Source organism: Streptomyces sp. NPDC086787 (assembly GCF_044745865.1).
GTDB lineage: Bacteria > Actinomycetota > Actinomycetes > Streptomycetales > Streptomycetaceae > Streptomyces.
This window is the reverse complement of the sequence record NZ_JBIVBC010000002.1, coordinates 14,262-39,228: the sequence shown is the minus strand read 5'-3', so window position 1 is coordinate 39,228 and position 24,967 is coordinate 14,262. Positions and strand designations below refer to the sequence as shown.

Annotated in this window: 22 protein-coding genes and 1 pseudogene; 12 read left to right on the top strand and 11 right to left on the bottom strand. The window is 72.7% G+C overall.

Features of this window, described 5'->3' with window-relative positions; genetic code table 11:
* Window position 1: 1 nt before the first annotated feature.
* The 3 genes from ACIPK3_RS06305 to ACIPK3_RS06295 are packed head-to-tail and all read right to left on the bottom strand — an operon-like array spanning window position 2 to window position 3,472.
* Entirely contained in the window at window positions 2–1,216 is a 1,215-nt protein-coding gene (locus ACIPK3_RS06305; protein WP_402566905.1) for an acetyl-CoA C-acetyltransferase, read from the bottom strand.
* 28 nt (window positions 1,217–1,244) lie between these two features.
* Window positions 1,245–2,258, bottom strand: a complete 1,014-nt coding sequence (locus ACIPK3_RS06300; protein ID WP_402566904.1) for an LLM class F420-dependent oxidoreductase — start codon at window positions 2,256–2,258, stop codon at window positions 1,245–1,247.
* The gene (locus tag ACIPK3_RS06295; RefSeq protein ID WP_402566903.1) at window positions 2,258–3,472 is read right to left on the bottom strand and encodes a CaiB/BaiF CoA transferase family protein; all 1,215 of its coding nucleotides are present in this window, start codon (window positions 3,470–3,472) and stop codon (window positions 2,258–2,260) included. Before ACIPK3_RS06295 ends, ACIPK3_RS06300 begins: the two co-directional genes overlap by 1 nt.
* Before the next feature lie 222 nt (window positions 3,473–3,694).
* Here ACIPK3_RS06295 and ACIPK3_RS06290 point away from each other — a divergent pair, with 222 nt between their 5' ends.
* Window positions 3,695–4,873 (top strand): saccharopine dehydrogenase family protein, encoded by a 1,179-nt coding sequence (locus ACIPK3_RS06290; protein ID WP_402566902.1) that lies wholly within the window; start codon window positions 3,695–3,697, stop codon window positions 4,871–4,873.
* 318 nt (window positions 4,874–5,191) lie between these two features.
* On the opposite strand, the gene ACIPK3_RS06285 is transcribed toward ACIPK3_RS06290, so the two are convergent.
* The gene (locus ACIPK3_RS06285) at window positions 5,192–5,929 is read right to left on the bottom strand and encodes an endonuclease V (RefSeq protein ID WP_402566901.1); all 738 of its coding nucleotides are present in this window, start codon (window positions 5,927–5,929) and stop codon (window positions 5,192–5,194) included.
* A 62-nt stretch (window positions 5,930–5,991) separates the two neighbouring features.
* Here ACIPK3_RS06285 and ACIPK3_RS06280 point away from each other — a divergent pair, with 62 nt between their 5' ends.
* Entirely contained in the window at window positions 5,992–6,288 is a 297-nt protein-coding gene (locus tag ACIPK3_RS06280; protein ID WP_402566900.1) for a YciI family protein, read from the top strand.
* 95 nt (window positions 6,289–6,383) lie between these two features.
* On the opposite strand, the gene ACIPK3_RS06275 is transcribed toward ACIPK3_RS06280, so the two are convergent.
* On the bottom strand, window positions 6,384–7,499 hold the full coding sequence (locus tag ACIPK3_RS06275; RefSeq protein ID WP_402566899.1) for a WD40/YVTN/BNR-like repeat-containing protein: 1,116 nt from the start codon (window positions 7,497–7,499) through the stop codon (window positions 6,384–6,386).
* Window positions 7,500–7,706: 207 nt separating this feature from the next.
* On the opposite strand from ACIPK3_RS06275, the gene ACIPK3_RS06270 reads away from it, so the two are divergent.
* Window positions 7,707–8,123: an SsgA family sporulation/cell division regulator gene (locus ACIPK3_RS06270; protein WP_402566898.1), complete on the top strand. Its 417-nt coding sequence runs from the start codon at window positions 7,707–7,709 to the stop codon at window positions 8,121–8,123.
* Window position 8,124: 1 nt separating this feature from the next.
* Here ACIPK3_RS06270 and ACIPK3_RS06265 read toward each other — a convergent pair.
* A pseudogene (locus tag ACIPK3_RS06265) lies at window positions 8,125–8,963 on the bottom strand (isocitrate lyase/phosphoenolpyruvate mutase family protein).
* A 364-nt stretch (window positions 8,964–9,327) separates the two neighbouring features.
* On the opposite strand from ACIPK3_RS06265, the gene ACIPK3_RS06260 reads away from it, so the two are divergent.
* The 4 genes from ACIPK3_RS06260 (at window position 9,328) to ACIPK3_RS06245 (ending at window position 13,551) form a co-directional block, all read left to right on the top strand.
* The gene (locus tag ACIPK3_RS06260) at window positions 9,328–10,953 is read left to right on the top strand and encodes an ABC-F family ATP-binding cassette domain-containing protein (protein WP_402566897.1); all 1,626 of its coding nucleotides are present in this window, start codon (window positions 9,328–9,330) and stop codon (window positions 10,951–10,953) included.
* Between the two features lie 132 nt (window positions 10,954–11,085).
* Window positions 11,086–11,862, top strand: a complete 777-nt coding sequence (gene ddaH, locus ACIPK3_RS06255; protein WP_402566896.1) for a dimethylargininase — start codon at window positions 11,086–11,088, stop codon at window positions 11,860–11,862.
* A gap of 161 nt (window positions 11,863–12,023) precedes the next feature.
* On the top strand, window positions 12,024–12,998 hold the full coding sequence (locus ACIPK3_RS06250) for an acyl-ACP desaturase (RefSeq protein ID WP_402566895.1): 975 nt from the start codon (window positions 12,024–12,026) through the stop codon (window positions 12,996–12,998).
* 187 nt (window positions 12,999–13,185) lie between these two features.
* Entirely contained in the window at window positions 13,186–13,551 is a 366-nt protein-coding gene (locus ACIPK3_RS06245; protein WP_402567799.1) for a cupin domain-containing protein, read from the top strand.
* Between the two features lie 91 nt (window positions 13,552–13,642).
* Here ACIPK3_RS06245 and ACIPK3_RS06240 read toward each other — a convergent pair whose 3' ends face one another.
* On the bottom strand, window positions 13,643–13,888 hold the full coding sequence (locus tag ACIPK3_RS06240) for a WhiB family transcriptional regulator (RefSeq protein WP_402566894.1): 246 nt from the start codon (window positions 13,886–13,888) through the stop codon (window positions 13,643–13,645).
* A 213-nt stretch (window positions 13,889–14,101) separates the two neighbouring features.
* Here ACIPK3_RS06240 and ACIPK3_RS06235 point away from each other — a divergent pair, with 213 nt between their 5' ends.
* A complete protein-coding gene (locus ACIPK3_RS06235) occupies window positions 14,102–14,890 on the top strand; it encodes a VOC family protein (protein WP_402566893.1) in 789 nt (262 codons plus the stop codon).
* Window positions 14,891–14,930: 40 nt separating this feature from the next.
* Here ACIPK3_RS06235 and ACIPK3_RS06230 read toward each other — a convergent pair whose 3' ends face one another.
* Window positions 14,931–15,995 (bottom strand): LacI family DNA-binding transcriptional regulator, encoded by a 1,065-nt coding sequence (locus ACIPK3_RS06230; RefSeq protein WP_402566892.1) that lies wholly within the window; start codon window positions 15,993–15,995, stop codon window positions 14,931–14,933.
* A gap of 105 nt (window positions 15,996–16,100) precedes the next feature.
* Entirely contained in the window at window positions 16,101–17,114 is a 1,014-nt protein-coding gene (gene ligD / locus ACIPK3_RS06225; RefSeq protein WP_402566891.1) for a non-homologous end-joining DNA ligase, read from the bottom strand.
* Window positions 17,115–17,187: 73 nt separating this feature from the next.
* Between ligD and ACIPK3_RS06220 the strand changes: the two genes are divergently transcribed.
* On the top strand, window positions 17,188–18,258 hold the full coding sequence (locus ACIPK3_RS06220) for an ATP-dependent DNA ligase (RefSeq protein ID WP_402566890.1): 1,071 nt from the start codon (window positions 17,188–17,190) through the stop codon (window positions 18,256–18,258).
* A gap of 29 nt (window positions 18,259–18,287) precedes the next feature.
* On the opposite strand, the gene ACIPK3_RS06215 is transcribed toward ACIPK3_RS06220, so the two are convergent.
* Window positions 18,288–20,969, bottom strand: a complete 2,682-nt coding sequence (locus tag ACIPK3_RS06215) for an ATP-binding protein (RefSeq protein ID WP_402566889.1) — start codon at window positions 20,967–20,969, stop codon at window positions 18,288–18,290.
* 253 nt (window positions 20,970–21,222) lie between these two features.
* Between ACIPK3_RS06215 and ACIPK3_RS06210 the strand changes: the two genes are divergently transcribed.
* Window positions 21,223–22,194 (top strand): DUF2510 domain-containing protein, encoded by a 972-nt coding sequence (locus tag ACIPK3_RS06210; protein ID WP_402566888.1) that lies wholly within the window; start codon window positions 21,223–21,225, stop codon window positions 22,192–22,194.
* Window positions 22,195–22,344: 150 nt separating this feature from the next.
* Here the strand turns inward: ACIPK3_RS06210 and ACIPK3_RS06205 are convergent, their stop codons facing one another.
* Window positions 22,345–22,959, bottom strand: a complete 615-nt coding sequence (locus ACIPK3_RS06205; protein ID WP_402566887.1) for a TetR/AcrR family transcriptional regulator C-terminal ligand-binding domain-containing protein — start codon at window positions 22,957–22,959, stop codon at window positions 22,345–22,347.
* A 249-nt stretch (window positions 22,960–23,208) separates the two neighbouring features.
* On the opposite strand from ACIPK3_RS06205, the gene ACIPK3_RS06200 reads away from it, so the two are divergent.
* Together ACIPK3_RS06200 and ACIPK3_RS06195 are read left to right on the top strand one after the other, a co-directional pair.
* Complete coding sequence (locus ACIPK3_RS06200; RefSeq protein ID WP_402566886.1) at window positions 23,209–24,009, top strand: phosphatase PAP2 family protein; 801 nt, start codon at window positions 23,209–23,211, stop codon at window positions 24,007–24,009.
* Window positions 24,006–24,959, top strand: a complete 954-nt coding sequence (locus tag ACIPK3_RS06195; RefSeq protein WP_402566885.1) for a hypothetical protein — start codon at window positions 24,006–24,008, stop codon at window positions 24,957–24,959. Before ACIPK3_RS06200 ends, ACIPK3_RS06195 begins: the two co-directional genes overlap by 4 nt.
* Window positions 24,960–24,967 lie beyond the last annotated feature (8 nt).

Below are 24,967 nucleotides of genomic sequence, written 5' to 3'. Positions count from 1 at the left end.
ACTAGAGGCGCTCGATGACGGTGGCGATGCCCATGCCGCCGCCGACGCAGAGCGTGGCGAGGCCGTAGCGCTTGTCCTGGCGCTCCAGTTCGTCCACGAGCGTGCCGAGGATCATGGCGCCGGTGGCGCCGAGCGGGTGGCCGAGCGCGATCGCGCCGCCGTTGACGTTGACCTTGTCGAGGGACAGGCCCATGTCCTTGACGAAGCGCAGCACGACGGCCGCGAACGCCTCGTTGATCTCGACCAGGTCGATGTCGTCGATGGTCAGGCCGGCCTTGGCGAGCGCCTTGCGGGTGGCGGGCGCGGGCCCGGTGAGCATGATGGTCGGCTCGGAGCCGGACACGGCGGCGGAGACGATCCGCGCGCGGGGGGTGAGCCCGTAGCGCTCGCCGACCTCCTGGGAGCCGATCGCGACGAGCGAGGCGCCGTCCACGATGCCGGAGGAGTTGCCCGCGTGGTGGACGTGGTCGATCTTCTCGACCCAGTGGTACTTCTGGAGGGCCACGGCGTCGAAGCCGCCCAGTTCGCCGATGTCGGCGAACGAGGGCTTCAGCTTGGCCAGGGAGTCGGCGGTGGTGCCGGGGCGCGGGAACTCGTCGTGGTCCAGGACCACCAGGCCGCTGCGGTCCGTGACGGGGACGACGGACCGCTCGAAGCGGCCCTCCTTCATGGCGGCGGCCGCGCGCTCCTGCGAGAGGGCCGCGTACTCGTCGACCTCCCGGCGGGAGAAGCCCTCGATGGTGGCGATGAGGTCGGCACTGATGCCCTGCGGCACGAAGTTGGTGGCGAGGTTGGTCATCGGGTCGTTGAACCAGGCGCCGCCGTCCGAGGCCATCGGCACCCGGGACATCGACTCGACGCCGCCGGCGAGGACGAGGTCCTCCCAGCCGGAGCGCACCTTGGCGGCGGCCATGTTGATGGCTTCCAGGCCGGAGGCGCAGAAGCGGTTCTCCTGGACGCCCGCCACGGTGTCGGGCAGTCCGGCCGCGACGGCGGCGGTACGGGCGATGACGGACCCCTGGTCGCCGACCGGGCTGACGACGCCGAGCACGATGTCGTCGATGGCGGCCGGGTCGAGGCCCGGGAAGCGGTCGCGGATCTCGTGGATGAGGCCGACGACCAGGTCGATGGGCTTGGTGCCGTGCAGGGCGCCATTCGCCTTGCCGCGGCCGCGCGGGGTGCGGATCGCGTCGTACACGTACGCTTCGGTGCTCACTGACGGGCCTTTCCGGGTGGGTGAGGGTTCACAGCCAGTTCTTTACGGTCTCGATCAGCCGGGCCGGGTCCGGGCCCACGGGAATGACGTTCAGCATCGTCACCCCGGCCTCGCGGAAGGCGGCGACGCGCTCGCGGACATAGCCCTCCGGGCCGCACAGCGACACGAGCTCGACCAGTTCGTCGGGTACGGCCGCCGCGGCTTCCTTCTTGCGGCCGGACAGGTACAGCTCCTGGATGAGGGCGGCTTCCTTCTCGTAGCCGTACGCGACGGCGAGCGAGTTGTAGAAGTTCTTGCCTGGCGCGCCCATGCCGCCGACGTACAGGGCGATCTGGGGGCGGGCGAAGTCGCGTACGGCGGCCGCGTCGTCGCCGATGGCGAGGATGCCGCCCGCGACGACCTGGAGCGGCCCGAGGGACGGGTCACGGCGGGCGGCGCCCTCCGCGAGCGCGCTCCCCCAGACGTCCTTGGCCTTCTCCGGGACGAACAGCGTCGGCAGCCAGCCGTCGGCGATCTCGGCGGTCATGCGGACGTTGGCGGGGCCGAGGGAGGCCACGTACAGCGGAACCTCGGGGCGGACCGGCTGGGTGAGGATCTTCAGGGGCTTGCCGAGGCCGCCGGGCAGGGGCATGTCCGTGATGCCGTGGTGGTCGATGACCTCGCGGCGCAGGATGCGCCGGATCAGCTCGATGGCCTCGCGGGTGCGGCCGAGCGGCTTGTCGTACGGCTTCCCGTGCCAGCCCTCGACCACCTGGGGGCCGGAGGCACCGAGCCCGATGATCGCGCGGCCGCCCGACATGGCGTCGAGACCGGCGGCGGTCTGGGCGATGAGGGCAGGGGTGCGGGAGTAGACGTTGAGGATCGCCGAGCCGATCTTCATCCGCTCGGTGCGGGCGGCGAGGTAGCCCATGATGGAGGGCGCGTCGAAGCCGTAGGCCTCCGCCACCCAGACGGCGTCGAGACCGGCCCGCTCCAGTGCGGCGGCCTGGTCGGCGGCCCCACGCGGGTCGGTCGCGTAGTCGAGTGGGATCGAGAGTTCCATCAGCGGCCGTCCTTGTCGGGGTTCTCGGGGTTCTCGGGGTTCTCGGGGGTCCCCGGATGCGCCGTGTCGCGGTCGCCGCGGTCCCCGAGCAGTGCGGGTGCGTCCCAGTCGCGGGCCACGTCCGTCGTGTCGCCGCCCGGCCGGGCGGGGCCGGTCCGGACGGTGGTGGGGGTCGCGGAGAAGCGTGGCGCGGGTGCGGGCTGGGTGATCCCGGAGTGGTCCGTGAAGGTGCCACGGGCGGCGAGGTGCGGGTGGTGCGGTGCCTCTCCCAGGGACAGCACGGGTGCCACGCAGGCGTCGGAGTCCGCGAAGACGGCCGTCCACTCGTCCCGGGTGCGGGTCCTGAAGCGGTCGGCGACGCGGTCACGCAGCTCGCCCCAGCGTGCCCAGTCCTTGCGGGCGTCGGCCAGGTCGTCGAGGTCCATGAGACGCAGGAACTCCGCGTAGAACTGCGGTTCCAACGCGCCGACGGCCATGTGCCTGCCGTCGGCGGTCTCGTAGGTGCCGTAGTAGGGGCAGCCGCCGTCCAGCAGGTTGACACCGCGCCGGTCCTGCCAGCCGCCCGCTGCGAGCATGCCGTGGATCATCGCGGCGAGGTGTGCGGCGCCGTCCACGATGGCGGCGTCCACGACCTGGCCGGTGCCCGTGGCGCGCGCGTGGTGGAGCGCGGCGAGGACGCCCACGACGAGATAGAGGGAGCCGCCCGCGTAGTCGCCGACCAGGTTGGCGGGGACGGCCGGGGGCTCGTCCGGAGCGCCGATCATGCCGAGGGTGCCGGTGACCGCGATGTACGCGATGTCGTGGCCCGCGCGCTGGGCGAGAGGGCCGTCCTGGCCCCAGCCGGTCATCCGGCCGTAGACGAGCCGCGGGTTGCGGGCGTGGCAGTCGGCGGGACCGACGCCGAGGCGCTCGGCGACGCCGGGGCGGTAGCCCTCTATGAGGATGTCGGCCCGTTCGGCCAGGTCGAGGACGCGCGCGGGGCCGTCCGGCGACTTGAGATCGACGAGCACGGAGCGCTTGTTGCGGTTGGTGATGTCGTACGCCGGGTCGATGGACAGTGCGGCGCCGCCGGGCCGGTCCACCCGGACGACGTCCGCGCCGAGGTCGGCGAGGAGCATCCCGGCGAACGGTCCCGGCCCGATGCCGGCCAGCTCGACCACGCGCACGCCCGCGAGCGGGCCGTGTGCCGGCGCCGGCGTCCCTGCCGTCGTCATGCCGCCCCCAAGTCGTGTGACACAACCGATGTAACACCAGTGATGCTAAGAACGTGTTCCACCGGGCACAAGACCTGGACGAGCAAGCGCTTAGCCAAGTTACCCGGAAGTTAGGTTTGGCGGTGACCACCCGGGGCCCGACGCGGGACTCCCCGCCGACCACGCTAGCCTCGGCCACTGACAACGGCGCGGGTTGTACCACCGAGAGGTGGGAGGAATGTCATGAGCAGGCTGAAACCGTCCGATCGTCCCTACGACATCGTGCTCTTCGGCGCCACGGGCTTCGTCGGGACGCTCACCGCGGAGTACCTCGCCGCGCACGCGCCCGCGGGGCTCCGCTGGGCGATCGCCGGACGCGACCTCGAGCGACTGGAGTCGCTGCGCGAACGCCTGCCCGGCGGCGCCGACATCGGCGTGCTGCACGCGGACGTCCAGTCGCCCGGCACGCTGCGCGCTCTCGCCGAGCACGCGCGCGTGGTGGCCACGACTGTCGGCCCCTATGTGCGCCACGGCGAGGAACTCGTCGCCGCCTGCGCGGACGCCGGCACCGACTACCTGGACATCACCGGCGAGCCCGAGTTCGTGGACCTCATGTACGTCCGCCACGACGCCCGCGCGCGGGAGACCGGCGCACGGCTGCTGCACGCCTGCGGCTTCGACTCGGTGCCGCACGACCTGGGCGCGTACTTCACCGTCCGGCAGCTGCCCGAGGGCGTGCCGCTGACGGTGGACGGATTCGTCACCGCGGACGCCGCCTTCTCGGGCGGCACCTGGGCCTCGGCGCTCGGCCAGTTCGCCCGCGCGCGGCAGATGACGGCCGCCTCGAGGGACCGGCGGCGGCACGAACCGCGGCTGGTCGGGCGGCGAGTCTCGACACCGACGGGCACGCCGCGGTTCGCCGGTGAGGTCGGCTCCTGGGCTCTCCCGCTGCCGACCATCGACCCGCAGATCGTGGGGCGTTCGGCGCGGGCCCTGGAGCGCTACGGCCCCGAGTTCCGCTACCGCCACTACGCGGCCGTGCGGCACCTCCCGGTCGCGCTGGGCGGGATCGCGGCCGTCGGCGGGATCGCGCTGGCCGCCCAGCTCCCGCCCGCCCGGCACTGGCTGTCCGGCCGGCTCAAGCCCGGCGAGGGGCCGAGCGCCGAGAAGCGCGCGCAGAGCTGGTTCCGGGTCCGCTTCGTCGGCGAGGGCGGCGGCCGCCGGGTGTTCACGGAGGTCTCGGGCGGCGACCCCGGCTACGACGAGACAGCGAAGATCCTTGCCGAGGCGGCCCTGTCCCTGGCCTTCGACGACCTGCCACCGACAGCCGGCCAGGTGACACCGGCCCAGGCCATGGGCGACGCACTGACGAACCGGCTACGGACGGCGGGAATCACGTTCCGCGTGGCGACGAGCAGCTGACCGGAGCCAAGGGCCCCGGTCCGGGCGGTCCAGTCGGCGGGGCGCCGTTCAGGGTTGCCACTCGGGAGGCGGCCAGTCCCCCAGTGCCTGGGTTGTGGGCGACCTTGGCGACCAGCTCAGCGAGGCGGTCGAGCGACCGGCGCTCCTCGGTCTGCTGGTCCCAGTCCGTGCAACCGGACGCACGAGCCGGCTCGAACAACTCGCGCCCCCGCTCCCATCGGGCGCGGTCGTCCGCCAGGTCCGGCACGGCCTCGATCTCCGGTGTCCCTGGCCGACCCACACGACGAGAAGGGGCCGGCGTTCGAAAATCGTCCGGCCTCAGCTCCGTTCAGGATCCCCGGCCGCGCGCTCGGCGAGCGGACTGCGTGCCCGTGTCGATGCCCGCAGTGCGCGCCTGCACAGGGCGTCGGCCCGGCGGGTGGTCTCCGGGAGCCGGTAGCGCGGGGTCAGGGCGAGGGTGTGGGCGCAGGCGTTGGCCAGGCTCATCCGGTGGCCGACGGAGACGAACACGGGCTTGACGTCGTCACTGGTGCGCAGGGCGCGGCCGACCTCCTCGTCGTCCGCCAGGAGCGGTGAGGACGCGCCGCGTTCGACGGCCGGGGCGTCGTGGGTGAAGGTGAACGGGTTCTTCGCGACGCCGATGGTGGGCAGGCCGGTGAGCACGCCGAGGTGGCTCGCGAGACCGAAGCGGCGCGGGTGGGCGAGCCCGTAGCCGTCGCAGACCACCAGACCCGGCGGGCAGGGCAGGGCGTCGAGCGCGGCCAGGACCGTGGGGATCTCGCGGAAGGCGAGCAGCCCGGGGACGTACGGGAAGGAGATCTGCCCGACGGCGGTCGCCTCGGCGACCACGTCGAGCGTCGCCGCGTCGAGCACGACGGCCGCGGCCGCCACGACGTCCCGTTCGTCGTCGTAGGCGACGTCGACGCCCGTGACGTACCCGGCCCCGGGCGGCGGGCCCGGCTCGTCGAGCACCACCTGCCCGCGCAGTTCGTCCTGCACGGCGAGAGCCTGCTCCTCGGTCGCGGGCCAGCCCGCCGGAACGCGTACGGTCGTCATGGTGCCGCCGACTGTACGCGTCCGAGGAGCCGCCCGGATCGGCCGCGGGTAATCTCGCGATCATGTTCGTACTGGAAGTGACCTACAACGCCCCGCTGGACACCGTGAAGGCCGTCCTGCCGGCACACAAGGCCTGGCTCGACGAGCACTTCAAGACAGGCACGTTCCTCGCCTCCGGGCGCAAGGAGCCCCGCGACGGCGGGATCATCATCGCCGCGGGCAAGGACCGCGCACGGATCGACGAGATCCTTGCCAAGGACCCGTTCGTCACCGAGGGCGTGGGCACCTACCGCGTCGTCGCGTTCACCGCGACGACGACCGCTCCGGAACTGGAGCGGTACCGGGAGACGCTCGACTGACCGGTGCCCAAGTGGTGGGGAGGATGAGCGCATGGCAGCTGACGGATGACGCACGGGGGGGGGCGCCCTCTCGTCGGGGCCCCCGGATCCGTCCGTCAGCGTTCCAGGCGCGCCACTCGGCCCTTCTCGCCCGCGGCCCAGCAGCCCCGGTCGGGGGCGCAGTCCACGGTGTCGTAGGAGCCGGTGTCGACGGTTCGCCAGGTGCGGCCGGCGTCGGTCGTGAGGTCGGTTCCGGTGGGGCCGACGGCGAGTGCGGTGGTCCGGCTGTGCGGCAGCCAGGTGACGCCGGAGCGGTAGGCGGGCGGGGACGCGGCGGCGGGACGCCAGGTGCGGCCGCCGTCCGGGGTGGCCGCCGCCGCCTGCGGGGAGGGCTGGTCGGCGCGGTAGTCGCCGCCGACGGCGAGGCCGTGGGCGCGGTCCCGGAAGGCGAGCGCGAACACGCCGCGGGCCGGGTCGGCCGCCGGGACCGGCGTGTCGCCGGCCGTCCAGTTCAGGCCACGGTCCGCGGAGTGCAGCACCCGCGCGCGGGCGCCGCCGCCGGTGGCCAGCCAGACGTCCTTGCGGCCGGCGGTGACCAGGCACTGACCGCTCGCCGCGAAGCCCGCCTCGCCGTCGAGCGCGGCGGGCATCCCGTCGGCGGGCAGCACCCGCCAGGTGCGGCCGCCGTCGCCGGTGGACAGGATGCGGAACCTGCCGTCCACCGGATCGCTCATGGCGAGGCCGTGGTGGCGGTCGAAGAACGCGACGCAGTCGTAGAACGCCTTCGGGTCGGTGTTGCGGAACGACTCGGTCCAGGTCGCGCCGCCGTCCTCGGTGCGGTAGACACGGGAGTCCTCGCCCTCGCCGATGGCCAGCACCACGGCGTGCCGGGCGTCGAACGCCTCGACGTCCCGGAACTCCAGACCGGTCGCGCCCGGCGGGGAGACGTTCCGCCAGCGTGTCCCGCCGTCGGTGGTGCGCAGGACGGTGCCCCCGGTTCCGGCCAGCCAGGCCGTCTCGCGGCTCACGGCGGCCAGCCCCCGGAAGCGGACACCGGGGGTTCCGGTGTCGTACGACTGCCAGTGCGGTGCGCGGTGGCCGGGCGGCGGTGCCGCCTCGGCGGATCCGGTGGTCAGGGCGGCGAGCGCGGCCCCGCAGGCCAGTCCCGCGGCCAGGACCCGGCTCGTTCGGCTCGTACGTATCGTGCGTCGCGTGCTTCCCAAGCGCCTCATGGCGGGCGAAGCTAGCCCACGGCCCCGGTGCCGTCCAGGGGGCCTCGTGCCGTTCGCGACCGAGCGGCGCCCGGCTCCGCGCGAGCGGACGCGGTGACCGAGGTCACTCGGAATCGGTGTGCACGCATTGGCTGATTCCGACGTCTCTTCCAGTGCCAGGTCACCGCAACCCGGAAGTTCGTCCAGCCGTCACGAGGGAGCAAGGCGTTGTCCACCGTCATCGAGCAGCCCGTAGAGGCCCGCCTCGTCGCCGCCGCACCGCGCATGCCGAACATTCCCGCCACGCTGCGCTACGACCGGCACGACCCGTTCGCCGTCCAGATGACCTTCCCCGCCCCGGCCACCCTGGAGGGCGTCGAGGTGTGCTGGACCTTCTCCCGCGAGTTGCTCTCGGCGGGCCTCCAGGCCCCGGAGGGCCACGGCGACGTGCGCGTGCGGCCGTACGGGTACGACCGCACCGTGCTGGAGTTCCACGCCCCCGAGGGCACCGCCGTGGTGCACGTCCGCACCGGTGAGGTGCGACGGTTCCTGCAGGCCACGAGCGATCTGGTGCCGGTGGGCCTCGAACACCTCCAGCTGGACCTCGACCACCACCTGGCCGAGCTGATGCGGGACACCCGCTGACTCAACTCCACTGTGTCAACAGGCCGTTGAGCTCCGTGTAGCCGACCGCACCCGTCGGCGCGGTGAACGTGCCCGCTTCCAGCAGCTCCCGCGCGGCGCGGCCGAAGGCCCCGTAGGCGCCCTGGGCCAGGCTGGATCCGGCGCTCACCCGGGCCACGCCGAGATCGGCCAGGGCGGAGACGGACGGCGCCGCCGGGCCCACCAGGATGTTGAGCGGCCCGTCGATTGCGGCGACCAGTTCCCGGACTGTCGCCGGGTCGACGGTCCCGGGGACGAAGATCCCGTCGGCGCCCGCGGCGCGATAGGCCGCCGCCCGCTCCAGAGTGGCGTCCATTCCCCCGGCTCCCGTCGACAGGTGTCGACGCGGGCGTTCACGAACAGCGGCACTCCCTCCGCGTCGGCCGCCTCGCGGGCCGCGGCGATCCGCTCCGCCTGCTGGGCCACCGGCCGCAGCGGCCCGTCGCCGTCCCGGGCGTGCGCCGAGTCCTCGATGTTGACGCCCACCGCGCCCGCCGCGAGCACGGCACGCACGGTGTCGGCGACGCCCGCCGGATCGTCGGCGTATCCGCTCTCGATGTCGGCGCTGACCGGGACCCGGACCGTGGCGGTGACGCGCGCGACGGCGTCCAGCGCGCGGTCGCGACCCAGCCGGTCGCCGTCGGCGACGCCGAGGGACCAGGCGAGCCCCGCGCTGGTGGTCGCCACCGCCGCGGCGCCGGCATCCTCGGCGAGCCTCGCGGTCATCGCGTCCCAGGCGTTCGGCAGGACGAGCGGACGCCCTGGCACGTGCAGGGCGTGGAAGGCGAGGGCTAGGTCGTGCAGGGTGCTCCGGTTCGTCATGGGGCCCACTCAACCAGCGGGAGTGGGCGGGGGCTGGCGGATATCCGCCACAACCGTGCCGGGCCCGAACGTCCCCGGCAGGCGCGGTTAATCGCGTTGACGGCCCACCGCTCCCCCTCCTACCTTGTCGAACGGTCCTGTTGCCGTCGATTGGAGAAGGACGTTGCTCGTCTGAGGTTCTGGGACACCGCGTCACCCGTGTGAGGTGTGCGCACAGTCGACCTCGACGTTCGAGCCGTCCTCCGGCACAGGGCTCTGTCATGCCCGGGCCCCGCCCGGCCCTCCGGCTGCCGCCGCGTCACTTGGTCACTTGGTGTCCCGACACGCACCCGTCCCGACCGCACCAAGCAACCGCGAGGCCTGTATGTCTTCTGCCCTCACCCTTACCTCCCTCTCCTTCACCTGGCCCGACGCCACTCCCGTCCTCGACGGCCTGGACACCGCGTTCGGCCCCGGCAGGACGGGGCTCGTCGGCGTCAACGGGTCCGGCAAGTCGACCCTGTTGAAACTGATCGCCGGTGAGCTGACCCCGACCGGCGGCACCGTCAGGGTGTCCGGCGAGGTGGGCTACCTCCCGCAGAACGTGACCCTCGACACCGCCCTGCGCGTCGACGAGGTGCTCGGCATCGCCGCCCGCCGGGCCGCTCTGCACGCCATCGAGGCGGGCGACGCGTGCGAGGAACACTTCGAGACGCTCGGCGACGACTGGGACGTGGAGGAGCGGGCCCTGGCCGCCCTCGGCGAACTCGGCCTGGGCCGCGTCGGCCTGGACCGCACGGTCGGCGAACTGTCGGGCGGCGAGTCGGTGCTGCTGCGGCTGGCCGCGCTGCTGCTGCGCCGCCCGGACGTGCTGCTGCTGGACGAGCCGACCAACAACCTCGACCTGTACGCGCGCCGCCGGCTCTACGCGGCCGTGGAGTCCTGGCCGGGCGTGCTGATCGTCGTCAGCCACGACCGCGAACTGCTGGAGCTCGTCGACCGGATCGCCGACCTGCGCTCCGGCGCGATCACCTGGTACGGCGGTGGCTTCACGGCGTACGAGGAGGCGCTCACCGTCGAGCAGGAGGCCGCCGAGCGCATGGTTCGGGTCGCCGAGGCGGACTTCCGCAAGCAGAAGCGGGAACTGACCGACGCCCAGGTGAAACTGGCCCGCCGCAAGCGGTACGGCCAGAAGATGTGGGACCAGACCCGCGAACCGAAGATCGTGATGGGGGCTCGCAAACGTGCGGCTCAGGTGTCCGCGGGCAAGCACCGCATCATGCACGAGGAGAAGCTCGCGGAGGCCAGGGAGCGTCTCGACGAGGCGGTGGAGGCCGTACGGGACGACGACGAGATCCGCGTCGAGCTGCCGTACACGGCAGTGCCACCGGGCCGGGAGGTGCTCACCCTGCGGAACCTGGAACTGGCACACGGGGCACGCGTCGACGGCCTGTTCGAGCTGCGCGGCCCGGAGCGGATCGCGCTGGTCGGGCGCAACGGCGCGGGCAAGACGACGCTGCTGCGCACCATCGCCGGTGACCTGGCGCCGGTGGCGGGCGAGGCGCGGGCTCAGGTGCCGCTGCGGTTCCTGCCGCAGCGTCTCGACGTCCTCGACGGCGGGCTGACCGTCGCCGAGAACGTCGCCCGTTTCGCGCCGGACGTCACCGGCAACAGGATCCGGGCCCGGCTGGCCCGGTTCCTGTTCCGGGGCGCACGGGCCGACCAGCCGGTGGCGACCCTGTCCGGCGGCGAGCGCTTCCGGGCGACCCTGGCGGCGCTGATGCTGGCCGAACCCGCGCCTCAGCTGCTCATGCTCGACGAGCCCACCAACAACCTCGACATGGCGAGCGTGCGCCGACTCGTCTCCGCCCTGGAGTCCTACGAGGGCGCGCTCCTCGTGGCCAGTCACGACCTGCCGTTCCTGGACTCGCTCGGCATCACGCGCTGGCTGCTGCTGGAGGAGGGGGTGCTGCGCGAGACCTCACCGGGGGAACTGCACGAGGAGGCCTGACGGCCCGGCGGCGGATCTCGGGAGGAGCACAGACCGGCCGGAGGGGTTTTGTCCGGGCGGACCCGCCCTGCATGATGGCGGACCGGCGTCGCGTCGTGGGCGCCGGTCCCTCCCGCCGATACGGAGTCCGCCGTGCCCAGCCAGAAGGCCCTCGTCCGCCGCCCCAGTCCGCGCCTCGCCGAAGGTCTGGTGACCCACATCGAGCGGGAGAAGGTCGATCTCGAACTCGCCGTCGAGCAGTGGGAGGCGTATGTCGAGGCGCTGCGCGCGCACGGCTGGGAGACGGTCGAGGTGGACCCGGCCGACGACTGCCCGGACTCGGTGTTCGTCGAGGACAGCGTCGTCATGTACAAGAACGTTGCGCTGATCACCCGGCCGGGCGCCGAGTCCCGACGGGGCGAGACCGCCGCCGTCGAGGAGGCCGTGGCCCGTCTCGGCTGCTCCGTCAACTGGGTCTGGGAGCCGGGCACGCTGGACGGCGGCGACGTCCTGAAGGTCGGCGACACGATCTACGTGGGCCGGGGCGGGCGTACCAACGCGGCCGGGGTGCAGCAGGTACGGGCGGCCTTCGAGCCGCTGGGCGCCCGGGTGGTCGCCGTCCCGGTGACCAAGGTGCTGCACCTGAAGTCGGCGGTCACGGCGCTGCCGGACGGCACGGTGATCGGGCACATCCCGCTGGTGGACCGGCCCTCGCTGTTCCCGGGGTTCCTCGCGGTACCCGAGGAGTCGGGCGCGCACGTGGTGCTGCTCGGCGGCGACAAGCTGCTGATGGCCGAGAGCGCGCCCAAGACCAGGGAACTGCTCACCGATCTGGGCCATGAGGTCGTCACCGTGGACATCAGCGAGTTCGAGAAGCTGGAGGGCTGTGTGACCTGCCTCTCGGTCCGGCTGCGGGAGCTGTACGCCTGACCAGGTCAGCGCGACTGGGACACATGGTCTGATCAGCGGCCTTTACGGCACACTTAACCTACGGTCTCGTAACCTACGGCGTCGTAGCCTACGATCTCGTAGGTTCCGGCACCGCTCGCCGGACCACGCACCTCTGTTGTTCGGCGTTCCCTGGAGTTCTTGTGACGATCATTTCCCCCCGTCTCGGCAGCCCGTCCACGTGGACCGACGCCCGGCTGCTCCACGCGCTGGAGGAAGTGGTCGAGACCGAACTCAACCGGCACCTGAAGATCGCCAAGGACTGGATGCCCCACGAGTACGTCCCGTGGAGCGACGGCCGCAACTTCCCCGGCCTCTTCGAGGACGGCGAGGCCTGGGGCAAGGAGCAGTCCAAGGTCACCGAGATCGGCCGTATCGCGCTGGTGGTGAACCTGCTGACCGAGGACAACCTCCCCAGCTACCACCACGAGATCGCGTCGCTCTTCGGCCGGGACGGCGCCTGGGGCACCTGGGTGCACCGCTGGACGGCCGAAGAAGGCCGACACGGCATCGTCATGCGCGACTACCTGCTCACCTCGCGCGCCGTGGACCCGGACAAACTGGAACAGTTCCGTATGTCCCACATGAGCGAGGGCTTCGAGTCCGACAACCGCCACTCGATGCTGCACTCGGTCGCCTACGTCGCCTTCCAGGAACTCGCCACCCGCATCTCGCACCGCAACACCGGCCACCAGTCGGGCGACCCGGTCTGCGACCGCATGCTGGCCCGCATCGCGACCGACGAGAACCTGCACATGGTCTTCTACCGCAACCTCCTGAAGGCCGCGTTCGAGATGGCCCCCGACCTCACCATGCGGGCGGTGCGCGACGTCGTGGTCGACTTCCGCATGCCCGGCCACGGCATCCCCGGCTTCGAGCGCGCCGCGGCCCAGATGGCGATCGGCGAGGTCTACAACCTGCGCATCCACCACGACGACGTCCTCCAGCCGGTGCTGCGCTTCCTGAAGGTCATGCAGATCGACGGCCTCGGCCCCGAGGGGCTCAAGGCACAGGAGGAACTCGGCCTGTTCCTCGACGGACTCGACACCGAGGCCAGCCGCTTCGACGAGAAGCTGGCGGCGCGCAAGGCGCGCATGGCGGCACGCGCCGGAGCCTGACCGGCGCTGACCGCACCGAGGCCGTCCCTCGACACCCGACCCGGCACCTCGACTTCCACGTCGATCCGCCCCAATTCCGGCACGATGGCATTTTCCGGACGGAATTCGTGGAGGGTGCTGCGCAGTGTCGAACGAGAACTCGGGGACGGGCGGGCCACGGTCCGAGGCCTGGAAGACGGCGGTCACGATGCTTCAGGACGCCAGGCCGCCCTTCGTGCCGGACGGCGCGTCCGGCATGACCATCCTGGTGGAGTGGCCGCCCGGCGATCCCGGGACGCCTCCGCACCGGCACTCAGGACCGGCCTTCGGATACGTGCTGGAGGGCGCGGTCCGCTTCGAGCTGGAGGGCGAGCCGGAGCGCGTGGTCGACGCCGGCGGCACGTTCTGGGAGCCGGGCGGTGACGTGATCCACTACCAGGACGGCAACGCCCTGCCGGACGCACGGACCCGGTTCGTCGTGACCATGCTGTGCGCACCGGGCGAGCCGATGCTCACCCTGGTCGACGAGGAGGAACTCGCCCGGCGGGCGCATCTGCGCGCTCCGCGCCCGTGACCGCTCGCGGGCGAGGCCCGAAGGGGGCGGGGCGGCCGGATTCGCACCGGCTGTCCGCCTGCGGAGGCGGGGCGGCTGCCTCCGCGTCGGATCAGGACGAGGCGCGCCGGAGGTGCAGGCGTTCCTTCTCCGACATGCCGCCCCAGACGCCGAAGCGCTCGTCGTTGTCGAGTGCGTACTCCAGGCAGGCGGAGCGCATCGGGCACAGGCCGCAGATCCTCTTCGCCTCGCGTACCGAGCTACCGGGCTCCGGGAAGAAGAAGTCGGCGCCCGTCTGGGCGCACAACGCCTCCTGCTGCCAGGTGAGGTCGGACGAGGTGATCGTGTCGAAGTACATGACTGAGATCGTGCCGGGCGGCGAAAAACGTTCGATCAACGCGAGGTCAACGCCGTTTTCGCGGAGCTCGCGGACATCGTGATGATGCTCCCTCGCGCACGGCGACGCACAGCGGCGCGCCGCGTGCTGTCACGGTGATTGTCAGTGGGCGGTGCGAGACTCGGCAGTGCACGGAGAACGGGTCCCCTGTGGTCCCCTGTGAGGAGGGCGAAGATGCTCACCACCCGTTTCGTCAACGGCGCTCCCAACTGGATCGACCTCGGCACCGCCGACATCGAGGGCGCCACCACCTTCTACGGCGGTCTCTTCGGCTGGCGCTTCCGGTCGGCGGGTCCGGACGCCGGCGGCTACGGCTTCTTCCAGCTGGACGGCAGAACGGTGGCCGGCGGTATGCAGACCGGCCCGGAGCAGGGACCGCCGTCCTGGACGGTGTACTTCCAGAGCGCCGACGCCCAGGCCACGGCCAAGGCCGCCGAGGCGGCGCACGGCAGGGTGCTCGCACAGCCCATGGACGTGATGGGCAAGGGCCACATGGCGATCCTCGCCGACCAGGCGGGCGTGTCCTTCGGGATCTGGCAGCCGGGACAGACCAAGGGCGTGGACCTGGCGGGCGAGCCCGGTTCGCTGTGCTGGGTCGAGCTGTACACGCCGGACGAGGCCGCGGCCGCCGCGTTCTACAACCGGGTGCTCGGCATGGAGACGTCCGCTGTGCCGTTCCCCGGCGGCACCTACACCTGTGTGAACCCGGCGGAGGGTGGTGAGGGCGCCATGTTCGGCGGGGTCGTGCCGCTGGCGTTCGATCCGGCGGAGGCCGAGGCCGGCGCCTACTGGCTGCCGTATTTCGAGGTCGAGGACACGGACGCCGTGGTCGACCGGGCGCAGGGCCTGGGCGGCAGGGTGCGGATGCCGCCCACGACGATGGAGGGAGTCGGCCGCATGGCCAAGCTCAGCGATCCGTACGGCGCCCGCTTCGCGGTGATCAGAAGCGCGCAGCCGGGCTGATCACCGGGTCTGCCCTGACCCGCTCCGCCCTGCCCTGCTGTCAGGCGGAGGCGCGTCGTATCAGTGTGGTCGGCAGGATCATGCCGGACGGCGCGTCCCCCGCGGGCACCGGGTGGTCGGCGGTGGCGGCGTGGCCGGCGGTGGCCGGGTGGTCGGCGGTGCGCAGCAGGAGGCGGGCCATCAGCCGCCCCATCTCCTCTATGTCCTGACGGATCGTCGTCAGGGGCGGGTCGGTCTGTTCGGCGACGGGCAGCATGTCGTCGAAGCCGATCACGGCGATGTCCTCGGGTACCCGCAGCCCACGCTCGCGCAGCACCCGCAAGGCACCGGCGGCGGTGAGGTCGTTGGCGGCGAACACGGCGTCCAGGTCCGGGGACCGGTCGAGGAGTTCGCGCGTGGCGCGTTCGCCGCCGGCCGGGGTGAAGTCGCCCACCGCGATCAGCCGCGGGTCCGGGGTGGCGACGACGTCCCGGTAGCCGTCGAGGCGGTCCACGGCGGAGGTCTGGTCGAGGGGGCCGGTGATGTGCGCGATGCGGCGGCGGCCGAGGCCGACGAGGTGCCGTACGGCCTCGCGGGCTCCGCCCCGGTTGTCGCTGTCCACGTACACCGCGCCGTGCGGCCGGTCGGTCCAGCCGGGCCGCCCCCCGAACACCGTGGGCACACCGGCGCCGTTGATCAGTGCGGGCAGCGGGTCGTCGAGGTGCAGCGAGAAGACCAGCGCGCCGTCGACATGACCCCCGGCGAGATAGCGGGCCACCCGCGTGTGGTCGTCCCGACCCTCGGTGAGCAGCAGCACGAGCTGGTTGTCATGGGCGGTCAGCTCCTTGCTGATCCCACGCAGTTGAAGAGCGAAGAAGGGGTCGGCGAAGACCCTGGTCTCGGGTTCGGCGATGACCACGGCGACGGCGTCGTGACGCTTCGTCACCAGGCTGCGTGCCGCCTGGTTGGGGACGTAGCCGAGTTCCTCGACCGCCTCGCGGACCCGCTGTGCGAGGGGTTCCCTGACTCCGTCGCCGCCGTTGACCACCCGGGACACGGTGGCCCGTGACACCCCCGCCCGAGCGGCCACGGCCTCCAGCGTGGGACGTGACGCTGTCTCGGTCACTTCGGGACTCCTCACCGCGGCTGCGGGTCAGCATAGTCCCGTGCGGACGGAGCGGACGGAGGGGTGAGAGCGCTCTCTGCGGCCGTTGCCCCAGGGCGTGGCCGGTTATTCGGCGCGCCTGGCCCGGCTGGGCTGCACCCGTTTGGGTTCTCCGGGCATCTTCGGGTACTCGGGCGGGTAGGGCAGGTCGCCGAGACCGTGGTCGTGCTCGTCCCGGCGGGCGAGTTCGAGCAGGACGTCCAGGGAGAAGGCCTGGTCGTCCATGTTGGCGTGCACATCACCGAGTTCGGCGAACCGCGCGGGCATGGTCGCGAGGTCGAAGTCCCGGGGGTGGGCGTCGCCGATTTCCGCCCAGCGCAGCGGGGCCGAGACGGGGGCGTGCGGATGGGGGCGTACGGAGTAGGCGGACGCGATGGTGCGGTCCCGGGCGGTCTGGTTGTAGTCGACGAAGATGCGCTCGCCGCGCTCCTCCTTCCACCACTTGATCGTCACCTGGTCCGGCATCCTGCGTGCCAGCTCGCGGCCGACGGCGATGGCGGCCCGGCGCACCTGGGTGAAGGTCCAGCGCGGTTCGATGGGCACGAAGACGTGCAGTCCGCGCCCGCCACTCGTCTTGGGCCAGCCGCGCAACCCGCCGAACTCGTCCAGCACCGCGCGCAGTTCGTGGGCCGCGCGCACGGCGTCCGCGTAGTCGGTGCCGGGCTGCGGGTCGAGGTCGATGCGCAGTTCGTCGGGGTGGTCCACGTCCGTGCGCCGCACCGGCCAGGGATGGAAGGTGAGCGTGCCGTACTGCGCGGCCCACAGCACGGCGGCCTGCTCGGTCGGGCACATCTCGTCGGCGGTGCGGCCGCTGGGAAAGGTGATGTGGGAGGTGGGGATCCAGTCGGGCATGTTCTTGGGCGCCCGTTTCTGGAAGAAGGACTCGCCGGTCACGCCGTCCGGGTAGCGCTCCAGGGTGGTGGGCCGGTCGCGCAGGGCACGCAGAATGCCGGGGCCGACCGCGATGTAGTAGCGGGCAAGGTCCAGCTTGGTGAATCCGCGCTCGGGAAAGAACACCTTGTCCGGGCTGGACAACCGCACGGTCCGGCCGCCCGCCTCCAGTTCCACCGCGTCACCCATGCGGCCACGGTAGGCGTCCCGCACGCGGCGCGCACACCGGGCGGCGGCCGCCGGGGGCGCGCAGAATCAAGGCATGGATCTTCCGGTCATGCCGCCCGTGAAGCCGATGCTCGCCAAGTCGGTGGCGAGCATTCCGCCGGGTATGCACTACGAGGCGAAGTGGGACGGGTTCCGCGCGATCGTGTTCCGGGACGGGGCCGAGATCGAGGTCGGCAGTCGCACCGGGAAGCCGCTCACCAGGTACTTTCCCGAGCTGGTGGCGGCCTTCACGGAGCGGCTGCCGGTGCGCTGTGTGATGGACGGCGAGATCGTGATCGCGCGGGAGGGGCGGCTCGACTTCGACGCGCTGACCGAGCGGATCCATCCGGCGGACTCCCGGGTGCGGACGCTGGCGGAGCGGACGCCCGCCTCCTTCGTGGCGTTCGACCTGCTGGCGCTGGGCGACGAGTCGCTGTTGGAGATGCCGCTCGCGGACCGGCGCACGCTGCTCGCCGAGGCGTTGTCCGGGGTGACGGCACCGGTTCATCTGGCGCCGGCGACCACCGATGTCGGGGTGGCCCGGCGGTGGTTCGAGCAGTACGAGGGCGCGGGGCTGGACGGAGTGGTCGCCAAGCCGCTGGACCTGCGCTATCTGCGGGACGAGCGCGCCATGTTCAAGATCAAGCACGAGCGCACGGCGGACGTGGTGGTGGCGGGCTACCGCTTCCACAAGAGCGGCCCGGTGGTGGGTTCGCTGCTGCTCGGCCTGTACGACGACAGCGGCGCCCTGCAGCACGTCGGGGTGTCGGCGGCCTTCACGATGAAACGGCGGGCCGAACTGGTCGAGGAACTGGAGCCGCTGCGCATGGCGGAGGTGGCCGGGCATCCGTGGGCCGCCTGGTCGGACGAGGCGGCCCACGAGTCGGCGCGGCTGCCCGGCGCGCCGAGCCGCTGGTCGGGCAAGAAGGACCTGTCCTGGGTGCCGCTGCGGCCCGAGCGGGTGGCCGAGGTGGCTTACGACCACATGGAGAACGGGGCCCGCTTCCGCCACACGGCCCGCTTCCGCCGCTGGCGCCCGGACCGCACCCCCGAGAGCTGCACCTACGCCCAGCTTGAGGAGCCGGTCCGCTACGACCTCGGGGAGATCCTGGGCACGCCCGGCTGAGTGGCGCCGGCCACGCCGGTGCCGGTGTGTCAGCGCGGCTCGTGCAGGGCGTCCAGCGCCTCCCTCGCCTGGGTCACCAGGCCGTCCGCGCCGCAGGAGCGGGCGAGGGCCAGGCCGCGGTTGAGTTCGGTGACGGATCGGGACACGATGCCGTACTCGACGCGGGCGGCCGCGTGTTCGTACTGGCAGGGTGAGGCTTCCAGGTAGGCGGCCGCCTGCCCGGCGAGCCGTACCGCGCGCTGTCCGGTCTCGAGGGCCGCCGCGCAACGCAGGGCCTCGCCGATGGCGGTGTCCGTGCCGAACCGCTCGGCCTGACGGCGAGCCTCGGTGGCGAGCTGGGCGGCCCGGGACGGATCCCTGGTGGCGAGGGCCCGCGCCAGGTCGGCCATCCAGGTGACCATCACCGGGTTGTGGTGGCCGCGGACAGCCGCCGCCTTCCCCGCGGCCTCCAGTTCTTCGATGCCCTCGTCGGTGCGGCCGACCGCGAGCAGCAACCGGCCGCGCACGGTGCGCGGGTCGGGGAGCACGATCGTGGACGGGTACGGGGGTGCGAACCCGTACCGCTCGGCGACCGACCAGGCCTCGTCGACCCGGCCGCGGGCGAGCAGCGTGTCGACGAGGTTGCAGGAGGCGGTCCAGTACAGGGGCAGCCCGCGGCCGACCCGTTCGGCCACCCGCAGCGACTCCCGCTGGGAGGCCTCCGCCTCCCGGAGCCGGCCGCGCCTGCGGTGCCCGACACCGACGTAGGCGTGGGCCAGGGCGAGGTGGCCGCCGTTCCAGCGGGCGGTCTCATAGGTGCGCAGCGCCTCGTTGTGGAGGGCTTCGGCGCGGTCGAGGCGGTCGGCGAAGGCGTACGCGCTGGACAGCATCAGCAGCAGCTCGATGCCCCACTCGGTGTCGGTCCAGCCGAGCCCCGGAGCCAGCCTGCCGTTGACGAGGGCGCGGTCGCACAGCTCGGCGACCTCCTCCGCGCTCTCCCCGTGGGTCATGGCGTCGAAGCCGCGCAGGATCAGCAGCGCGCGCTCGGAGTTGTCCCTGCCGGTGCAGGTCCGGGCGAGTTCGGCGAGGTGTTCGGAGCGTCCGGAGGAGATCGCCTCGCCGGCGTGGATGCCCTCCCACATGTACTGCACGGCCCGCAGCCGCAGTTGAGCGGGGCCGGCCTCGTGCCGGGCGGCCTCGGCCTCGACGGTGCGGACCGCTTCCTCCAGCTGGTTGTTGTGGAGGAGCGCCTGGGAGAGGCGGATCACGGCGTCGATGCGTGTGTCACCGTCGAGTCCGCTCATGGCGAGGGCGTTCTGGAGGTGCTCGATGGTGGTGGCGGGCGCGGTCAGCAGGGTGGCGCAGCCCAGTTCGTGGAGCACGCGCGCGTGGACGTCGGGACGCGGCGGTTCGAGCAGCGCGCGTTCCAGGCAGCGGCGGGCCGCGTCGGGGGCGCCGACCGCGAGGTGCTCCCTGGCCGCCTCGCGCAGCTGCTCGACGAGTTCCGCGTCGTCGTCCGGGTGCACCTGGAGCAGATGGCGGGAGGCCGCGGCGGCGCCGCGCCCCGATTCGGTGACGACCTGGGCGGCGATGCCGTGCATGCCGGTGCACGTCTTCTCCGGGATGGAGTTGTAGACGGCGGAGGCGATCAGCGGGTGGACGAACTCCAGGTCTCCGTCGCCGTGCTGGTCGGCGGGGTCGGGTTCGGTGAGGATCCGGGCCTCGCGCAGCCGTTCGGCGCAGCGCTCCGCGTCGTCCGGGGCCATGGTGGCGAGCTGGGCGACCAGTTGCACGGTGATGCCGGTGTCGAGGATGGCGGCCGCCCAGGCGAACCGGGTGGCGTCGCTGCCGAGGTTGTGCAGGCGGGCGACGAGTCCGCCGCCGCGGGCGGAGCGGTTGAGCGGGCGCAGTTCACCGGCCTGGGCCTCGACCGGTTCGAGTTCGCTGTCCTGCACCTTGGCGAGGAGTTCGACGGTGTCGTACGGATTGCCGCCGGTGACGGCCCACACCTCGCGGCAGAACGGGTCGTCGGCGTGCCGGCCGAGGGTGGCCCGGGTGAGTCCGGCGGTGGCGCCCGGGGTGAGGGCGCTCAGATCGGTGACGGGGTGGTCGACGGTGGCCGCGACGGCGTCCAGATGGCGGGCGGTGTCGCCGCTGATGTCGTGGGAGCGGCGGGCGACCACGACCAGTACGGAGAGGTCGTCGAGCCGTTCGGCGAACGCGGAGAGCCAGCCGAGGGTCTCCTGGTCGGCCCAGTGCGCGTCGTCGATGAGCAGCACCAGGGGCCATTCCCGTTTGGCGAGCCTGCGTACGGCGGCCACCAGGCCCTCGCAGACGCCCTGCGGGTCCGGCTGCCGGCCGCTGGGTTCGGCGATGCCTAGCGCGGGACCGGCGATGCCGTACCAGTCGCCGAGGTACTCGCGGGCCTCCTCGGGCATGAGCGAGACGAGTGCGGGCTGGAGCAGTTGGCGCAGCACGTTGAACGGGACGGACCTGAGGGTCTCGCCGCCCCGGGCGGACCACACCGTGCAGCCTCGGCGTTCGGCGATCCGGCGGGTCTCCGCCAGCAGTGCCGTCTTGCCGATGCCGGCCTCGCCGCGCAGGATGAGCAGATTTCCGGAGGAGGAGCCCTCCGCGCACAGGGCGTCGAGTGCCCGCTTCACGGTGGCGATCTCCGCGTCACGCTCCCACAGGGAGGCCGAGGTGGCCGCTGGGGGCCGTACCTCCGTCATCCTGCTACCTCCCCAAAGTCGCCCGGACGACGTACACAGCACGAGCGTAGCCGTCGGGGAGGCCGGGTGGGGCCGGTCCGGACAGGTGTTGCCGTCACGGGTGAACGGACGTACGCGAAGGCGACGCGGGACGGCTCGAATCGGCCACCACCAGGGAGCCGACGGGCCGTCAGTACCGGGCCGTGGGGTCGCGGGCCGCGCCGTCGGGTGGGCCGCTCATCTGGTTTTCACCGAGGCCTCATACGGTGGGGGCATGACGCAGGTGACTCCTCCCGGGTGGTACCCCGACCCCGGGCAGACGAATGACGGTGCCCCCACCGAGCGCTGGTGGGACGGCACGGCGTGGACGGACCGGACCCGCCCCGCGCAACCGGCCGCCGCATGGGGTCCCCCGGTTCAGCCGCAGGGCACCGGCCCGTACGCGGCGCAGCACGGGTATCCGGCCTACCCGGGGTACCCCGGCTACCCGGCCGTGCCGCCGCCCGGTGGCCGGCGCGGTGTGCGCACGGGCATAGCGGTCACGGTCGCCGTCGCGGTGCTCGCGAGCATCGGGTTCGGTGTGTACGCGCTCACCAGGGGTGACTCCGGCGACGGCAACCGGGCCGACTCGCGGCGGGGCGCCGACGGGCCGGGCGGACCCGAGGGCCGGGGCGACGGGCCGGGCGGGGAGTCGCCCTCGCCGGAGTCGAGCAGGCCGCCGGCGATCCCGGGCGGCGGCACGGTGCACGACCCGCTCAACGGGATCAGCCTGCCCGTGCCGAAGGGCTGGACCGGGCAGGAGACCGGGCAGGGCGCGTGGCTGACCTCGGGCGACACCTACAAGTGCCCCGGTGACACAGCCAAGTCGTGCACCGCAGGGGGTGCCTATTCGATGCCCGTGCTCAACGGCAGCACGGCCGAGGAGATCGCCAAGGGGGACATCGCGAAGAATGCCGAGGAGTCCTACGGCGGCGCCACCTACGGCAGCATCACCTCGCACAAGGTGCTCGCCTCCCAGGCGGTGACCGTGGCCGGGCAGAAGGGCTACCTGATCCGCTGGAAGGCGGTCACCAGCCAGGGTGCCGACGGCGTCGTCGAGTCGCTCGCCTTCCCCTCCCCGGCGAATCCGCGGCGGTTCGTCGTGGTCCGCTTCGGCATCGACGCCGGAAAGCAGGAAACGGTCATCGAGGAGATCACGAACGGGATCAAGGTGTCGTCCGGCGGCGGCGACGGCCAGAGCGTCTGACCGCGCCGGTGAGCGAATCATGCGGCCGGGTGGGGCGCCCCTCCGCTCAAGGGGAACCCCACCCGGCCGGGGGGTGTGCGCCGCCCCCGTCCCCACGGTGCGGCGCGGACAGGCCGCCGTCCGGTCATCCTGCGGACGGCGTCCTGCGTCTCAGGTGAGCCCGAGTGCGGGCAGCACGGCGGCCTCCACGAACCGGAGCAGATAGTCGGAGTCGGCGTACTGGCCGGTGAGCACCGGCCGGGCGCGCACCACGCCGAAGATCATCGCGGGCACGTACTCCAGCGCCGGGTTGTCCGGCCGCACCTCGCCCCGCTCCGCACCGCGCCGGAGGATCTCCCTGAGCGCGGCGATCTCGGGATCGACCAGGGTCTCGCGCAGCGCCTGCTGCAACTCGAGGTCCTGGGTGACGGCGTGGCCGAGGGCCTGGAACAGCCGGGTGTCCTTGTCGGACCAGTCCCCCGCCGCGCGCGCGGCCTGGCGCAGGTCCTCCCTGAGCGATCCGGTGTCGATACCGCTGAAGCGCACCTTGCGGTTGGCGCGCAGGGCCGCCGCGACGAACTGGGGTTTGGTCTTCCACTGGCGGTAGAGGGTGGACTTGCTGCACCGGGTGCTGGAGGCGACGCCCTCCATGGTGAGCGACTCATACCCGCACTCGCGGATCTGTTCGAGGACGGCGTCGAAGAACTCCCGCTCACGCTCGGGCGTGATCTTGGAGCGGCGCGAGGCGGCGACCGTCTCCGGGTCCTCCGCGGCCTGCGACGTCATGCGCTCTCCCTCACTCGCGTACGGCTCGCGCGTCCTGCCGTTTCTCAACCCTGCCTGAAGCGGGGCTCTAGCGCGGCTGCGAAGCCTGTATCCAGTGTGTCGTACGTCAATCGATACGTCAGTGTACCGGTACTCCCACGTATCGGTACACTGACGTATCGGTACGGCGACGTATCGATGAGTTCGGGCCTCGGTCCGGGTCTCACCACGCACCACCACACGCACCACCGTCAGCGAAGGGGCCGGGGGATGAATGCCCGAACCGAGCCTGTAGAAGCCGAGCCGGCCGCCTTGTCCCGGCCGCGGCTCGTCCGTGAGCTCCTGCTCGTCGCAGGGCTCTTCCTCGTCTACAAGCTCGGCCGGCAACTGGCCACGGGGCACACCGGCGAAGCCCTGCGCAACGCCCGGGACGTGTGGAGCCTGGAACGGGCCGTCCATCTGCCCGGCGAGGGCTCGGTGCAGTCCGCGCTGCTGCACAGCGACTCCCTGGTGCACCTCGCGAACACCTACTACGCGACCATCCACTTCCCGGCCACGCTGGCGTTCCTGGTCTGGCTGTACCTGCGGCGGCCGGCGCACTACGTCTGGGCCCGCCGGGTGCTCGCGGCGGTCACCGCGGCCGCCCTGGTGCTGCCCTTCACGTTCCCGCTCGCCCCGCCGCGCATGCTGGCCGCGACCGGCCTGGTGGACACCGCCCGGGTGTACGGCCCGTCGGTGTACGGGCCGCCGAGCAGCGACCATCTCTCCAACCAGTTCGCCGCGATGCCGTCGCTGCACTTCGGGTGGGCGCTGATGGTGGCGATAGGCCTGATCGTGGCGACCCGGTCCCGCTGGCGCCTGCTGTGGCTGCTGCACCCGGCGGTCACCCTGCTGGTGATCGTGGGCACGGCGAACCACTACTGGCTGGACGCGATCGCCGCCACGGCCATGCTGGGGGTCGCGCTCGCGCTCATCCACCCGCCACGGCATACGACAGCCGCGATCGGGCGCGGGCACGGCATCCCCGTGTTCGCCCCGCAGGAGCCGGTTCTCGTGGGAGCGGGCCGATGAACGCCGTCCTGATCGCCGTAGCCCTCTCGCTGGTCTCGGCCGTCGCGTACGCGGCCGCCGCGGTCGCCCAGGAGCGGCTCGCCTCGCGCGCGTCCGGCGCCGGCCTGGTGCGGCTGCTCGGCACCGGCGCCTGGTGGTCGGCGGTCGGGCTGAACGCGGGCGCGGCCGTGCTGCACGTCGCGGCCCTCAAGTACGGCCCGCTGACCGTGGTGCAGCCGCTCGGCGCGCTCACCTTGGTCGCGGCGGTCCCGATGGGGGCGCGGGCCGCCGGACGGCCGGTCTCCCCGGCCGAGTGGCGGGGCACGGCGCTGACCCTGCTGGGGCTGTCCGCCGTGCTGGTGAGTGCCTCGGGTCCGGCACCGGAGCGGGTGCTGAGCCTCACCGAGGCACTGGCGGTCGCCGGTACGACCGCCGCTCTGATCGGCGCGCTGTCCCGGCCCGGCGCCCGGCCGGGCCTGCGGCACGCGACCGCGGCCGGCTTCGCCTCCGGTGTGGCATCGGCGCTCACCCAGACGGTGACCGTGGCGGCGACGGACCGCACGAGCCCGGCCTTCGGCCCGGAGGTGATCGTGGTGGCGGTGCTCGTCGCCGCGTTCGCGGCTGGCGGGCTGCTGCTGTCGCAGACGGCCTACCGCGGCGGCCTCGGCGCCCCGCTGGCGGTGGTGACGCTGACCAACCCGGTGGCTGCGGCGGTGATCGGGCTGACCCTGCTCGGGCAGGGCCTGCGGGGCGGCGCGGCGGGAGTGCTGCTGGCCCTGGCGGGCGCGGCACTGGCCGCCAGGGGCGTGGTGCTGCTGACCCGGGCGACCGCCCCGGCCGCGCACGGCGCCGGGCCCGGCGAGGACCATCCGGTGGCCGCGGTACTGGCGCTGGAGCCGGGGTCGGCCGCGTCGGAGCCGGCCCTGATTCCGAGGCAGCGGGACCCCGGCCGACGACTGACCCGGTTGTAGGGCCGCCG

What these genes read in the sequence shown, in the direction of transcription:
- ACIPK3_RS06245 (WP_402567799.1), top strand. Translation starts at nt 13,186, where the DNA reads ATGCTTCAGGACGCCAGGCCGCCCTTCGTGCCGGACGGCGCGTCCGGC.
- ACIPK3_RS06300 (WP_402566904.1), bottom strand. Translation starts at nt 2,258, where the DNA reads ATGGAACTCTCGATCCCACTCGACTACGCGACCGACCCGCGTGGGGCC.
- ACIPK3_RS06215 (WP_402566889.1), bottom strand. Translation starts at nt 20,969, where the DNA reads ATGACGGAGGTACGGCCCCCAGCGGCCACCTCGGCCTCCCTGTGGGAG.
- ACIPK3_RS06260 (WP_402566897.1), top strand. Translation starts at nt 9,328, where the DNA reads ATGTCTTCTGCCCTCACCCTTACCTCCCTCTCCTTCACCTGGCCCGAC.
- ACIPK3_RS06205 (WP_402566887.1), bottom strand. Translation starts at nt 22,959, where the DNA reads ATGACGTCGCAGGCCGCGGAGGACCCGGAGACGGTCGCCGCCTCGCGC.
- ACIPK3_RS06195 (WP_402566885.1), top strand. Translation starts at nt 24,006, where the DNA reads ATGAACGCCGTCCTGATCGCCGTAGCCCTCTCGCTGGTCTCGGCCGTC.
- ACIPK3_RS06285 (WP_402566901.1), bottom strand. Translation starts at nt 5,929, where the DNA reads ATGACGACCGTACGCGTTCCGGCGGGCTGGCCCGCGACCGAGGAGCAG.
- ligD (WP_402566891.1), bottom strand. Translation starts at nt 17,114, where the DNA reads ATGGGTGACGCGGTGGAACTGGAGGCGGGCGGCCGGACCGTGCGGTTG.
- ACIPK3_RS06210 (WP_402566888.1), top strand. Translation starts at nt 21,223, where the DNA reads ATGACGCAGGTGACTCCTCCCGGGTGGTACCCCGACCCCGGGCAGACG.
- ACIPK3_RS06275 (WP_402566899.1), bottom strand. Translation starts at nt 7,499, where the DNA reads ATGAGGCGCTTGGGAAGCACGCGACGCACGATACGTACGAGCCGAACG.
- ACIPK3_RS06295 (WP_402566903.1), bottom strand. Translation starts at nt 3,472, where the DNA reads ATGACGACGGCAGGGACGCCGGCGCCGGCACACGGCCCGCTCGCGGGC.
- ACIPK3_RS06200 (WP_402566886.1), top strand. Translation starts at nt 23,209, where the DNA reads ATGAATGCCCGAACCGAGCCTGTAGAAGCCGAGCCGGCCGCCTTGTCC.
- ACIPK3_RS06280 (WP_402566900.1), top strand. Translation starts at nt 5,992, where the DNA reads ATGTTCGTACTGGAAGTGACCTACAACGCCCCGCTGGACACCGTGAAG.
- ACIPK3_RS06220 (WP_402566890.1), top strand. Translation starts at nt 17,188, where the DNA reads ATGGATCTTCCGGTCATGCCGCCCGTGAAGCCGATGCTCGCCAAGTCG.
- ACIPK3_RS06240 (WP_402566894.1), bottom strand. Translation starts at nt 13,888, where the DNA reads ATGTACTTCGACACGATCACCTCGTCCGACCTCACCTGGCAGCAGGAG.
- ACIPK3_RS06235 (WP_402566893.1), top strand. Translation starts at nt 14,102, where the DNA reads ATGCTCACCACCCGTTTCGTCAACGGCGCTCCCAACTGGATCGACCTC.
- ACIPK3_RS06290 (WP_402566902.1), top strand. Translation starts at nt 3,695, where the DNA reads ATGAGCAGGCTGAAACCGTCCGATCGTCCCTACGACATCGTGCTCTTC.